This is a genomic window from Gibbsiella greigii (genome assembly GCF_039540155.1).
GTDB lineage: Bacteria > Pseudomonadota > Gammaproteobacteria > Enterobacterales > Enterobacteriaceae > Gibbsiella > Gibbsiella quercinecans.
Window position 1 is genome coordinate 532,077 of record NZ_BAABEM010000006.1, and the last position, 14,247, is coordinate 546,323.

Annotated in this window: 9 protein-coding genes; 2 read left to right on the forward strand and 7 right to left on the reverse strand. The window is 52.6% G+C overall.

Translation table 11 applies throughout. The features are described from left to right. Nucleotides 1-38: 38 nt before the first annotated feature. Nucleotides 39-944: a LysR family transcriptional regulator gene (locus AC559G_RS05730; protein ID WP_498911821.1), complete on the reverse strand. Its 906-nt coding sequence runs from the start codon at nt 942-944 to the stop codon at nt 39-41. Between the two features lie 326 nt (nt 945-1,270). On the opposite strand from AC559G_RS05730, the gene AC559G_RS05735 reads away from it, so the two are divergent. After that, nucleotides 1,271-2,179: a DMT family transporter gene (locus AC559G_RS05735; RefSeq protein WP_498911822.1), complete on the forward strand. Its 909-nt coding sequence runs from the start codon at nt 1,271-1,273 to the stop codon at nt 2,177-2,179. 18 nt (nt 2,180-2,197) lie between these two features. Here the strand turns inward: AC559G_RS05735 and AC559G_RS05740 are convergent, their stop codons facing one another. Further along, entirely contained in the window at nt 2,198-2,716 is a 519-nt protein-coding gene (locus AC559G_RS05740) for a cysteine hydrolase family protein (protein WP_498911823.1), read from the reverse strand. 314 nt (nt 2,717-3,030) lie between these two features. On the opposite strand from AC559G_RS05740, the gene AC559G_RS05745 reads away from it, so the two are divergent. After that, nucleotides 3,031-3,561, forward strand: a complete 531-nt coding sequence (locus AC559G_RS05745) for a phospholipase D family nuclease (protein ID WP_498911824.1) — start codon at nt 3,031-3,033, stop codon at nt 3,559-3,561. Nucleotides 3,562-3,610: 49 nt separating this feature from the next. On the opposite strand, the gene xdhB is transcribed toward AC559G_RS05745, so the two are convergent. From xdhB to ygfK, 5 genes are all read right to left on the reverse strand, one after another. Next, nucleotides 3,611-5,959 (reverse strand): xanthine dehydrogenase molybdopterin binding subunit, encoded by a 2,349-nt coding sequence (xdhB, locus tag AC559G_RS05750; RefSeq protein ID WP_498911825.1) that lies wholly within the window; start codon nt 5,957-5,959, stop codon nt 3,611-3,613. After that, nucleotides 5,949-7,388, reverse strand: a complete 1,440-nt coding sequence (gene xdhA / locus AC559G_RS05755) for a xanthine dehydrogenase small subunit (protein WP_498911826.1) — start codon at nt 7,386-7,388, stop codon at nt 5,949-5,951. The genes xdhB and xdhA overlap by 11 nt, the downstream gene beginning before the upstream one ends. Before the next feature lie 435 nt (nt 7,389-7,823). After that, nucleotides 7,824-9,224: a TonB-dependent receptor gene (locus tag AC559G_RS05760; protein WP_346079797.1), complete on the reverse strand. Its 1,401-nt coding sequence runs from the start codon at nt 9,222-9,224 to the stop codon at nt 7,824-7,826. Nucleotides 9,225-9,352: 128 nt separating this feature from the next. Further along, complete coding sequence (gene ssnA / locus AC559G_RS05765) at nt 9,353-10,681, reverse strand: amidohydrolase family protein (RefSeq protein ID WP_498911827.1); 1,329 nt, start codon at nt 10,679-10,681, stop codon at nt 9,353-9,355. Between the two features lie 3 nt (nt 10,682-10,684). Further along, a complete protein-coding gene (ygfK, locus tag AC559G_RS05770; RefSeq protein ID WP_279022519.1) occupies nt 10,685-13,792 on the reverse strand; it encodes a putative selenate reductase subunit YgfK in 3,108 nt (1,035 codons plus the stop codon). Nucleotides 13,793-14,247: the final 455 nt, after the last annotated feature.

Consider the following 14,247-nt stretch of genomic DNA (forward strand, 5'->3'; position numbering starts at 1 on the left):
CCTCTGAAAGCATCACACCCGGCCGATGCCATGTTGATCTACTCTCTAATTCCAATAGCCCGTTCCAGAAATTGGGCAAATTGAAGAAAAAGGTTATTTTTGGAATTCACCGCCAGGATAAGTTCGACTTCGGGAAGATCAGGAAAACCGTGCGTTTTATTGTCCAGGATAACATGATCATCGCTGATGGCACTTACCGGCAATAATGTGATCCCCAGCCCAGCGGAAACGGCTTTGCTGATATTCTCGTCAGACGTAGTCGTGTAAACGATACAGGCTGACTTCCCAGTACGCGCCAGGCAGCGTAATGCACTTTTACGATATGCACAGCCTTCAGGATAAACGATAAGCGGCAGTTCAGTTATCTCATCAAAAAACACCGGTTTGTTCGCGACCCAATACAACGGTTCTCTCCGCAATGCGTGGCAAAGCGCCAGATTTTTCGGCGTGGGCTCATCACAGGTCTTTTTCAATATCGCCACGTCTAATTCACCAGATAACAATGAATTAAGTGTTCGGATGGAAAGATCAGAAATCACTTGGATAGTGAGTTGTTGGTTAAAGCCAAGGCAACGTGATAAGGCACTGTGGATATCCACCACATTGAAATCATCAGGTACACCAAGCCGGACACGGCCTGCCATTGACAACCGTTGCACGGCATTCATCGCATCAGCAAGGCGCAGCAAAATATCTTTAGCCGCCCCCAAAAAACGGTTACCTTCACGCGTCAGCCCAATAACATGACCTTTCCGCCGCTCAAGCAGTTTACAACCAAGAACTTCTTCCAGCCGTTGCAAACTCTGCGTGATAGCCGATTGAGAGCGGTTTAGAACAACCCCGGCATCGGCAAAACCACGCTCTTCAACAATCGATACAAACGCCCGCAAATGTTCCAGCGTTATACGCCTGTCACCCAGTACTATCCTTGAATATGTCGCCATTTCAATAAGTTCCCGCAGTTAATCAGCTCAACTTATTATGGACACCAATTAATTAATTTTTCAATACGTTGAACCTTTGTAATGCTATAGCCAAGGACGCAAACCGCACGCATGACAGTGGTAATGCCAATATGCGAGCCAGCATGGTCACGGCATTCCCTGGCTTAAAGGTGCACGGTGGAAATCCCCCGTCCTACTGGCCAAAATTATCACTATTAGCACATTATTGTGGGGATGTTGTTTTGATAAAAATATAACGCTGCATTGAATATGCCGTATTCACCCGTCATTTAATATTTACAAATAACATTATCATTGGAGTAATAATGCTCAAACTCGCGCGTTTATCGGCTGATAATCGTCGATCTCAGATTTTAGCGATATTTTTTGTGGTGCTGTCCACCTTGCTTTATATTATTGGATATTCAATATCCAAAATATTAGTGGCATCGTATGGTTTTTCAGCCATGCAGGTCACGTTCTTACGATGTTTTATCGTTCTTATTGGCGGCTTGGTATTAACCTTAGTCCCCTCAACCGGCATTACCTGGCATCGAATCTGGTTTCCGGTTCGCCCGCTGGAACAAAGAGCGGCGGCAGCGGCGTTAGTCGCATCGAATATTTTATCAATTATTTCCTATAGTTTGATTCAAGTCACGGATGCTTCAGCAATCGGGTTCAGTGCCCCAATAATGCTGACAATCATGGGGATCGCATTTTTAGGCGAGCAAGTATCGCTATCGCGCTTATTTGGCGTTGCCGTGGGATTTATGGGCATGCTGCTGATCGTGCGGCCCGGCGGTTCGGGAAGCCTTTCCCTTACAGGTATAATTACCGCTATTTTCGCTGCCTTAACCTATGCAATATATCAAATCCTGATTCGTAGATTGCGCAACGATGCGACAAGTATCGACACCACTTTACAGGTTTCCGTCGTCGGCTTTATTGCCCTGCTTTTTGCCCTCCCCTGGATATGGCGCCCGGAGTCAGTTGAAAGTTTGGCTATTGCCGGTTTGTTTACGCTGATACAGACTGCAGCAATGATGAGCATAGCCGCAGCACTCAGGCGGGGCGAAGCTTCGCGGCTTGCACCATGGCAGTTTTTCGGTTTGATTTGGGCAATGCTATTAGACATGTTAATTTTCAAGACGCTGCCAGCCTTCACTTCGATCGCCGGCGGGATTTTAGTTTTAGCGGGCGGGCTGCTAGGGCGCCGTAATCGCAGTAAAGAATAAATGCCCACGCACAAGGCGTTAGCCCTGCCACTCAGCGATAATCCTATCCGTCGGTTTCACCTGGATGGCATTCCCAGGAATACTCAGCGCTGCCCACACCTCATTATGCTGGCCGATCAGCTGTTGCGCCGTCGCATAAGTTCGATTTGAGGTTGTGTGGGCGTCGGAAGCGACGGTAATGGCATAACCTTGGCTGGCGCCGACTTTTATTGTCGTATCTAAACAATAATCCGTCGCGCAGCCGCAAATCACGAAGTTATTGGTGCCCAGCTGGCTAAGTACATCTGCCAGTTTCGTGTTCCAGAAGGCATCACACGCGGTTTTATTTACATAAACCGCCCCATCCGGCTGTTCAAGCTCCGGCAAGATTTGCCATAACTCGCTGCCTTCGGCCATTTCGCCTTCAATATGTTGAATAAATACCGTCCGATCCGCCGCCGCTATCAGCTGATTGATCAGACTAGCTTTACCTTCCCGGTCATGGCGCGGCGTGGCGAATACGCTGTTTTGCATATCAACAACGATCAATAGCTTCATTTTATGCTCTTTCCCATCGGTTACCCCCAAACAGAGAATCTATTTTATCCCCTTCCTACTTCAAGTTGCAGGTGTGTTCCACGTATGGCATTTGTTTGCCGGACTACTGCCTGAAGCAGCGGCTATTTTTTGCGGTGCTGATAGCGTCTCTCTGTGTATTGAACCACAAGTTGGTAGACAAAATGTCGACCAGCTAAAGTTTTAGCGACCCAGCACTGGCAACATGCAAGATTCATAGGTAAAACACCCCATCGCAAGCCCACCCATAGCCATATTTTCCGTGGCTATACCGTCGCAGTTGGAGTTAATACCCTATGCGTAAACGCATTTTTGTGCTGGCTATCGTGGTGCTAGCCATGCCCGTTCTGGCGGCAGCGTCGCCAGAGCTTGCCGTCGGCTTTTCACCCAGCGCACGGCATGACGCTTTAAATATTGTCTTAAGTATCATTAACGGCGCCCAGCACAACCTTGATGTGGCGGCCTATCAGTTCACCAGCAAGCCCATCGCGACAGCGCTGGTGAACGCACAAAAACGCGGGGTATCGGTGCGGGTGGTCGCGGACCAGGCAGCCAATAGCGACAGGTACACTGCCATCACCTTCCTGGTTAACCACCGGGTGCCGGTGCGCCTTAACGGGCAGTACGCCATCATGCACAACAAATTTATTGTGGCAGACGGCCATGCGGTCGAAACTGGCTCTTTCAACTACACATCCAGCGCCGACAAGCGCAACGCAGAAAATGCCCTGCTGATCCGCAACGCGCCCGCCCTGGCGGCAAAATATCAGCAGGAATTTAACCGGTTATGGCGTGAAGCCAGCCCCAGTAAGCCCCCCCGGTTTTAATCCGTCAGCCACTGGCTCGTTCGCAGGGGCGATGCCTTCACCATCCCTTTCATGACCTTTGTAACGCTCGCCACACCCGTTCCGGCGTGGCGGGAAGATCAAGCAGGCAATGCACGATACCATCGGCCCGGCGTGCGATCGCATCCTGCAGGGCACACCAGACGACCATACCCAGCATAAAAGGCGGCTCACCAACGGCTTTAGAACGGAAAACGGTTTCAGCCGCATTGTGCGTATGCGGCAATAGCTGCACGCGAAAATCATGTGGGATATCCGCTACCGTCGGTATCTTGTAGGTGGCGCCGGTATCCGTTAACAAACATCCCTGCCCGTTCCACATCAGCTCTTCGGTGGTAACCCAGCCCATGCCCTGTACAAACCCACCTTCGACCTGCCCGATATCCAGCGCAGGGTTCAGGGAAGCACCTACATCGTGCAGAATATCTACCCGCTTCACCCGATACTCTCCGGTCAGCGTATCCACGATCACTTCCGCGCATGCCGCGCCGTACACAAAGTAGTAAAAAGGCTGTCCGCGCCCTGCCTCACGATCGTAATGGATGCCCGGAACCCGGTAGTAACCCGAAGCCGAAAGCGGTACCTGATTAACCCATGCCAAGTGCGCTACCTGCGCGAAGGTCAAATGATGCTTGCCCGCCCGCACTACACCATTGTGGAATACAACCTCTGCGGGGGAACACGCATAAAGGCGACACAGTAATTCCTCTAGCCGCTGTCTGATGATTTCGGCTGCTTGCTGCGCCGCTTTACCGTTCAAATCAGCACCGCTGGAGGCTGCTGTCGGCGAAGTATTGGGCACCTTGCCGGTATGAGTGGCCGTGACCTGGATTGACTCGATGTCAATTTGTAGCACCTGCGCCACAATCTGCGCCACTTTGGTATTCAACCCTTGCCCCATCTCAGTTCCGCCATGATTTAGCTGTACACTGCCATCGGTATACACCAACAACAGCGCTCCGGCCTGGTTGAGAAAGGTGGAGGTGAAGGAAATGCCGAATTTGACCGGCATTAGCGCTAAGCCACGCCGCAGCACGGGGTGGCGGGTATTGAAAGTATCGATCTCGGCACGACGTTGGTGATACTCAGCGCTGTGCTCCAGCCGTTCGGTGATATCGTTAAGCATATTCTGCCTGACGGGCTGGTAGTAATGGGTCACATTGCGTTCCGTGATCCCATAATAATTTCGTTTGCGCACCTCGAGCGGATCCAGATGCAAAGTGCGCGCAATGTGCTCAATCACCTGTTCAATGGCCGCTATGCCTTGCGGCCCACCGAAGCCGCGAAACGCGGTATTGGAGACAGTATGGGTGCGGCAACGGTATCCGGTGATGAGCGCATCTCCCAGATAATAGGCGTTGTCCGCATGGAACATGGCGCGATCGACAATCGATCCCGACAAATCCAGCGAATGGCCACAGTTTGCTGCCAGATCGATCTTTACGCCGCTGAAGACGCCACGTTCATCAATACCGACTTCGTAACGCACGAAAAAAGCGTGGCGCTTGCCAGTGATGCGCATATCGTCACGCCGCGACAGACACATTTTTGCCGGGCGCCGCGTCAGGCGCGCAGCAAGCGCGCACAGGCAGGCGACGCCCGCCCCCTGCGATTCCTTGCCGCCGAAAGCGCCCCCCATTCGCCGTGTTTCTACCGTCACTTGGCTTTGGCTAACACCCAAAACCGAAGCCACCAGCTTTTGTACTTCACTGGGGTTTTGGCTGGACGCATAGACCGTTACGGCCTGGTTCTCTGCCGGGCAGACGAGGGCCGCCTGCGTTTCCAGATAAAAATGCTCCTGCCCGCCAATGTGAAACTCGCCCGACAGACGATGGGCTGCTCGTGCCAACGCCGCCTCGACATCGCCGCGTTGATGCACAAAAGGACGCTCCACATAGTGTTGTTTTTCCAACGCGTCTTGCACATCCAATATCGGTGTCAGCACTTCGTAGTCAACCACCGCCGCCTGAGCGCCCAACCTGGCCGCCTCGCGAGATTCTGCCGCCACCACCAACACGATCTGCCCTGCATAGTTCACTTCGTCATCGGCCAGCAACATATCGCCCGGCGCCAACGCGCCGATATCCGGGTTGCCCGGTATTTGTTGCCGGGTCAGCACCGTTACCACACCAGGAATGCGATAGCAGGGTGCAACATCCAGTTTGATAATACGGGCATGCGCGTGTTCACTCAGGCGCGGGCAAAGATGCAATAGCCCTTCCGGCTCTGGGCGATCGTCAATGTAGCGCGCTTCACCGCTGACGTGCAGTATCGCGCTCTCATGTGTATGACTGTGCCCTACGCCACAGGGTTGCGTCTGATGGAACCGCTCCTGCAACGCCATTTGCGTTGGGGCGGACACTAACGGATTATGCGACATGGTGTGCGGTCTCCATCTCAAACTCCTCGCCTTGTAACCAGTAGTAGTAACGGAGCAACAGATTCCTGGCCACCTGCAGGCGGTATTCTGCGCTGGCGCGTGCGTCGCTCAATGGTGTGAAATCCTGCTCCAGCGCCTGACAGGCGGCTGTCACGGTCGCCCTGTTCCAGGGCTGGTGAAGCAGGGCCTGTTCACAACGCTCAGCCCGCCGGGGAATGGCGTCCATTCCGCCAAAGGCGATGCGAGCGTTCACGACTCGCCCCTGTTGGATTTGTAATGAAAACGCGCCAAACACAATGGAAATATCATCATCCGACCGTTTCGAAACCTTCCATGCCTGAAAATTATCCAGTAACTCCCCGCGAGGGATCAGGATCTCACGAATAAACTCGCTCTCGACTAACGCCGTTTGACGGTAGGCCAGGAAAAAGTCGCGCAGTGGCAGCGTGCGCTGGTCCGAACCACGTTGTAGCAGTAGCTCGGCATCCAATGCCAGCAGCATCGGGGGCGTATCGCCTATTGGCGACGCATTGGCGATATTCCCTGCCAAGGTGGCGCGGTTGCGGATTTGACGTGAAGCGAAACGCTGCAACGCACGTGCAAAGGCAGGGATTTGCGCGTGTAGCAGCTTTTCACATTGTGTGATAGTCACCCCGGCGCCAAGATGAATGTAGCTGTCATCCATATGCCAGCGGCGCAGCGTTGCCACCTGCGCCAAAGAGATCAAAGGAGGACGGCCATACCCGGCTTGCGCCATTTCCAGCATCAGATCGGTACCGCCCGCCAACAGGCGAGCCTGAGGATAACGAAGATAATAGGCCGCCAGTTTCTCCAGCGCATCAGGTATAAAATATTGGCGCGCGCCCTCGTTCAATGTCTCCGCCCCCTCCTTCAGCGCCTTCAGTCGCGTGGCGGTTAATATCTCCTCACGGGTATAACTATCCTCTATCAGCTGCTCACACAGGTAGCGTGCAGCGGCCATAATCGGTCGATAGCCGGTACAACGACATAAATTCCCCGCCAGTGCCTGTTCTGTCAGTTGAAGATCCCAGCCCTCACTTTCTTTTTGCAACACAAACAGTGAAATCACTATCCCTGGCGTACAGAAACCACACTGCGAGGCATGCAGATCGACCACCGCCTGCTGCACGGGATGGAGGGCCCCTTCCTGGCGTAAATCTTCCACCGTAATCAGTTGCTTGCCATGCAACGAGCTCACCGGCATCAGGCAGGCATTAACGGTCTCATAGCACATTCGCCCCTGTTCCTCGCGCCCCAACGCCACGGTGCACGCGCCGCAGTCGCCAGAACCGCAGCCCTCTTTGGTTCCCGTACGGCGCTTATGCTGCCGCAGATACTGCAACACCGTCAGGGTAGGATCGAGATCCCGTTCAACCACCAATGTGTTATGCAGCAAAAATTGGATCATGCGGCAACCTCCTGACAGTCGGCCAGCCAAACAGAACGACCATGATAATCATCCCCATTGGGAACCAGGCTCTGCTGCAGGCTCTCTACTGACGTCGCGATATCAAAACCAGCGCTTCGAATAGGGTAACAGTGGCATACTGTCATGCTGTTTTATCCTATGTGATTAATCGATAGTGATTAGATCAACAGCAATTCTCATACCAAAATAAAAATTATCTTGCCGCAATGTTTATTATCGATAAGCAAACGATTACTTTGGCCAGGAAAGACATGACGCTTTCCTTATTAACTTAAATTAATTTCTGATATTGCACCAAGATACAGCATAAGCGGCACACAATGCCCTCATTAAGTGCATGGTTATGCTATTTCTTTGCGGATGAATTATTAATAAAAAAGGTATCCATAATGGATACCTTTTAAGCAAGATAAATTAGAAATTATATTGAAGGGCAACGCGATTCTGCCAGAAAGCATAATCATAAACAGGAGACGTTTGTACCCCGAGGAAATTAGACAGACTTAACCCTTTCAATACGCCACCAAACTGGTAAATGCCAAAGACGACATATTCAGACTGGTTACGGCTAGGCGCACTTGCTGAACTTTTTAGATCCATAAAAGAATAGTAAGTCCCAATGCTCAATGCTGGCATAATCTGATAAGTGATACGGGTAGAATAGGCATTGCCGGTACCGAGATCTTGAGTACTGGTAAAGTACGGCTGCGCGAAATATTTCCCCGATGAGGTGCTGCTGGAATACGGCGTAACCAACACCCCGTTCAGATACGATGTGGGATTGGAGACGATGTGGTTATAATTAATAGACCACTTAACTTGGCTAACGGGCGTCAAAGCCAACTGTATGCCGTAAGACGTACTGTCCACCTCACCAAGCAAGCGTTCGCCTTCACCGCTGCCGCGAATGAACTGCATGCCGATATCCGGCTGCCACAGCGCGGTTTTCCACTGACTATGCGCTTCGCTATAAAAAATATTCACGTAGTCGTCATAGCTTTCATACCATAATTGACCGCTCAGGCTCATGCTGCCAACCTGCGTTGAACGCCCGGCGCCAACCGCCCAAGCGCCGTTGGTTTTCTCTTTTATAGCGCTATAGGAACTGGTCGCCAGGAATTTATCGCTGCGCCACGGCTTATAGCGATATATCTTGGTCGCATGCAGGAAATCGGTTTTATCCCCCCAGTGCAGATCAACTGCGCGGAACAGGATCGGGGTAATACGCCAGTCATAGTCGCTCATAAAAGGAATATCAATACGCTGATCGCCCGCGGTAAAACGAAAGTTCTGATATTGCCAACGCAGCCAAGCTTCTCCCAGGCCGTTTTGATTAGTCGCCAGTTCCGTAACCCCACGCCCGGTGCCCGGTGAACGCCACTGTTGCTGATAAATACCACCGACACCCGCGCTGAAACCGTAATAAGGTGCCGTTTGAAACAGGATATTGCCGCCGTAGCTGGCGGTATCCTGATTGTTATCCCTGACGAAATAGGCATTCTTTGTGGAATAATAAAGCGTACGCAGCGAACCGTGCACTGAACCACAGCGTAGCGCATCAAGCGCATTTTCCACCCCATAGGCATTTTGCGTACAGCTTTGCCCCAGATTGCTGCTAACAGGCTTTACCACCGTTGTCGAATCGGCAAAGGCTGATACATGTAATAACATAGCGGCGGCAGCCACACTGCTTGAAAATAGACGAGCCGCGCTAATATCCCTGGGGAATAAAGATACAATGCTATTTTTCACTGTTATATTCCTACAAAAATGAGAGAAAGCCACTTTGCGACGAGGCGTCACCAAGTAGAGCAACTGCGATGAACCTTATTTTTGCAGGCTAATGATTATTATTTAAAAAAACACTATCAATTCGCTGCCCGCACCTTATTTAGGGGCGTTTCTACCAGAAAAACCTTTTATGCCGGTTGAAATTCATTTCATTACGCCAAATTATCCATCCGTTGCCATAATTTCTCCGCCTCCTGACGGGCATGAAAATAAATTTCCTCCACGTCGAACGGGAAGTTGCGCTCCTCATACACCAAGTTACCCGCCACCATGACGCTATGGACACTGGCGGAGCTAAGCGCAAACGCCAGATGCCCGGCCAGGTTCTCTGCACGCAACGGTGTGGGCGAATGATAATCGCAAATGGTCAAATCAGCCTGATACCCCGCCGCCAGCGAACCAAACTGGGCGTTAAAGTTGCGCTCCAACAGCAGGTTGCCCTTATGCAGGAAACGCAGGAAGCTGTCCGGCCACAGCGCCCCCCCCGCATCACGGTGTTTGAAACAGGCAAACTTTAGCTCTTCAAACATATCTGCGCCGATACCGTCCGTCCCCAATGCCACATGGCGGTATTCAGCCAGTCGCGGGTTGTAGCCCACCTGATTATTCATATTCGATCGCGCGTTATGCACCAGAAACGCGTCAAACGCATTAATCACCGCCACATCCTGAGCCGATAGAAAGAGGCCGTGCGCGATCAGGCTTTTCCCATTGATCAACCCAGCCCGCGCCAACCGCTCCATTGGGTCAATGCCATAATGATGATGACTGTGAGATACGTCATAGCGATCTTCCGCTACGTGAATATGCAGCCCACGCCCCGTGCTCTGTATGGCATCCGCCAGCAGTTCAAGCCCGGCATCGCTCAGGGTAAACGGTGCATGTGCGCCGATATGGGCCTCGACCAAATATGGCGTTTTACCGGATTTTTTATCCAGATCGATACGATGCGCAAAGCGGATGTTCTCTTCCACGCCACGGCGCAGTTCACCCAGGCCGCCATTGCGATCGGTGGTTTCATAGCAGGTCATGCCACGCAGACCTGCGGTAAGAAATCCCCGGCGTAAAATATCCAACGATCCGCTAATCAACGACGGTGAGGCATGGTGATCGATAACCGCCGTGCACCCCTGTTTAATGGCTTCCAGCGAGCAAACCAATCCGCTGTAATACAGCGATTCTTCATCCAGCGCGCGATCCAGTTTCCACCACAGGTTTTTTAGCGTGGAGATAAAATCTGGGCAAGGCTCAATACGCGCCAGAAGCCCGCGTGCCAGCCCGGAGTAAAAATGGTTGTGGGCGCAGACGATACCCGGCATGACCAACCGCCCCTGCATCTCTTTCACCGTTGCTGCCGGATAACGCACCGTCAGATTTTTTTCCACTGCAACAATCGTGGCGCCGTCAATGGCGATATCCACGCCCTCATTCACCAGCGCGGGCACAAACTGTACCGCCGTAGCGTTACGTAAAATCAGCATGAATTACTCCTCCACTGCGCCAAGCAAGTAGTGATGATGTTGATAAACCGTTGAAATAATGCGGCACATGTCAGCCAATTCCGGCGGGGCGCTGGCAATGATGCCGTGCAGATCGATCGCCAAGTGATAGATCTGCTGTTCATGGCGCACCAAAACGCCGTCTTCATCCAATAAAAAACCGGGATTACTACTGGCAGCAAAATCCTGAGGTAAATTGAAGATGGTCACCTTATCCCGGTAGGGCTTACCATCCCAAGGGCAGAACTGGGCACAATTGCCGCATTCATTGCAATAGGCATCGATATGAAGCGTTTGGAAGCGGTCACGAAAGCCGGGCACCGCGAGGGAAACATTCGCGCGGTTAGGGCACACATCCACGCACTTGGCGCACACATAGTTGCACGACAGGCAACGCTTTGCCTCCTGCTGAGCAAATGCATCCTGCTCATCCGAGCTGACCAACTGTATCTCGATCGCCCCTTTACGGCGGTAGATATCCATAGGATCGGTATTCAGCCAACGTTTGGCCGCGTGGCTATCGTGAATATTCTCTCTGCGTAAAATAGCGTCCGTGGCGCGCCGCGCCGCGCCTATTGCTGCGACAATAGATGCCGGGCCACTTTGCACATCGCCAATCAGGAACACATTCTCACGTTCCGTTTCTTGGGTTTTGTTGTCCACGCCCGGCACACCGTTTGCCGCCAGCGGGATGCCCATCTGGGCCAGCGCCTCATAGTCCGGTTCTTCCCCAACGGCCGAAATGAGCGTGTCCAGATGGAGCGTCTTGGTACACTCGGTTGCCAGGGGGCGAGCCCGGCCCTGTGCATCCGGCTCGCCGGGCTGCATGATCCGTAGCGTTAATGCGCCGTCTGCATCAAACCGTTCCGGGTTAACCCAGAAGAGGAATTCCACCCCCGCTTGGCGTGCTTCCGCCACCTCTTCACGCCAGGCAGGCATATCCTTCTCTCCGCGCCGGTAGAGGATGGTCACCTGCTCAACGCCGGGAACGCGCAGTGCGGCGCGTGCACAATCCATTGCGGTATTCCCTGCACCAACCACCCCCACAGAACGGCCAAGGGTGAGCGGCTCTGCGCGGTTGAAGCGCCTTAAGAACTGGAACGACGGCCACACAGCGTGGTTATCGCCATCCAACGTCACATCACGGCTGCGATAGGCGCCGGTCCCCACGCAAACATAGCGATATCCACGCCGATGCAGCTCATCGACCGTCAGCCCGCTATCGCAGCCATATTCAAACCGTACGCCATGCTGCGCGACAAAATCGATATCATGCTGGATTTTTTCCGCCGGTATACGAAACTGCGGCACCACATGGCGAACCACGCCCCCCGCACTTTGTTCCCGCTCAAACAGAGTAACCGAATGGCCCGCCCTAGCCAGAAAATATCCCGCCGCCAGGCCCGCCGGACCCGCGCCGATAACCGCCACTGGGTGGCGGCTGCCCGATCCCGTCGGTTTATACCAGCGGCGTCGATACCCCTCCCAGCCTTTTTCCAGCGCGATACGTTTGATTTCACGGATGTTCAGCGCGCTGTCGTAATCCAGCCGGGTACAATTTGACTGGCACTGGTGATCGCAAATATGGCCGGTAATCGCCGGCAGCGCGTTACGCTGATAAATCAGTTCCAGCGCATCGGTATAGCGCCCCGCCCCTGCCAGGCGAAGATATTCAGGAATATCCTGATGAATCGCGCAGGCGCTGACACAGGGGGCTACGTAACAATCGGAAGTCGGTAACGTACCGCCCGCCTCTATCGTCGCTTCAAGCTTCCAGGATTTCTGGTGGTATTCTGCTGTTAATGCCGTCTGCGCCAGCGCTTCCAACCGAGCGACATCCACCGCGGTCATCCCCCAGCCCGCGGAGCTTTCCAATTCGTGCGCGCAGGCAGCCAGGCGCAGGTAGCCGCCGGGTTTCAGCAGATCGGTCGCCATAGTAATGGGATGAATGCCGGTTTCATGAATCGCGCGGATGTTGAGCTGGCTAGCGCCGCCGGAATAGGAAATGGGTAATTTCCCCTGAAAATGACGTGATAAGACGGCGGCAACATTAATCGAAATAGGAAACAGCGCCCGTCCAGACATGTACATCTCATCCCCCGGCAGGCGTTGCTTATGGTTGCCGGCGCCCAGCGTATTGGTGAGTTTAACCCCGAACGCCAATCCCTGTTGGCGCGCCAAAGTCAGCAACCGCTCCAGCATGGTCAGCGCCCGCTCAAGGGGCAAATCATGCAGGAAAGCGTCTTCTTTTAATTGAATATAATCAAACCCACAGCAATCCAGGATTTCACGAACGCGCGCATAGCCGAGCAGCGTTGGATTCAGCTTTACGAACGTATGCAGTTTTTTTTCTTCCAGCATGTAACGGCAAATCGCTTCAATTTCATCGGGTGGGCAACCATGCATGGTGGATAAGGTGACACCGGTGACGAGCCGGGAAGGAATTCGCTCCGGCAGCGTAGCCAACGCGGCCAGATTGGCCTGCGGCACGATATCACGCAGCGTATCAACGCTGGCAATCCAGCATGCCAACGTTTGACGATAGCGCTGGAAGGCAGGTAAATCAGCGGCATCCATCATGCTCGCAATAAAAGTTTGCATAGGTGCCTGTTGAATGCCTTTCAAGTCATAACCCACGCTCATATTGAAAATAAACGAACGCCCCTGTTCAGTGGAGCGCGGTGCAAACAGGTACTCCAGCAGCCACAGGGCAAACCATGCCTTCAGATACTCATCGGCAGCTTTCACCAACGTAAGCTCTGTAGACCATTCAGTATTAAACCCTTCGTCTTGCGCATCAATGCACGGCTTGTCCAGCGCAAGACGATCCATAATCTGCACCGTTTTCAGCTCGATAAAACTGCCGCCGGTCAGCCATGCGGTAATGATATTTTGCGCCAACTGGGTGTGTGGCCCTGCCGCCGGCCCCACCGGAGTGTCGCAGGATTCGCCAAACACCCCCATTTGCCGAGTGGGGTTACGACGATAAAACTGGCTCTCCGGGATGCCAAAAATAGAGCGATGTTGCTGGTATTCAGAAAACATTCTCTTCAGTAATTGCTCAAACGGAATGGGACGCATGACATCAGCCACATTACTCTCCTTTATTTATTTGTTATTTTTTTGAAAATTAAATGATACTGAGACAACGTTTTATACCCAAAATAATTCGAGTTGCAGGACAAAACGCAAAAGCGTTTTTGAACAGCGCTAGCGCTAGCCTCGAAGGGATGAAGCCAACACACCTGCAACTTGAAGTATGAAGGGGATAGGTTGGCGATATCGCCACAATGCGAGCACTATCGCCAATGGTTATTTTTCCTCACACTCTTTGTCTTTAAATAAAAGCAATATGCAGGCCAGAAATGGGGAGCCGGTAGCAGAAGCCTGGCAATAGCGCGCTATAGCGGCTTCTTTCGACCAGACGAAATAATTATGATGATGGTAGCGGCCCATTGTTATTTGGTTCAGGGTCGTGTTTTTGCAAATTAATAATCTCGTTTCTCATTTTGAGAAAATAATGCGTGTATTTCCGTTATACCACCGCT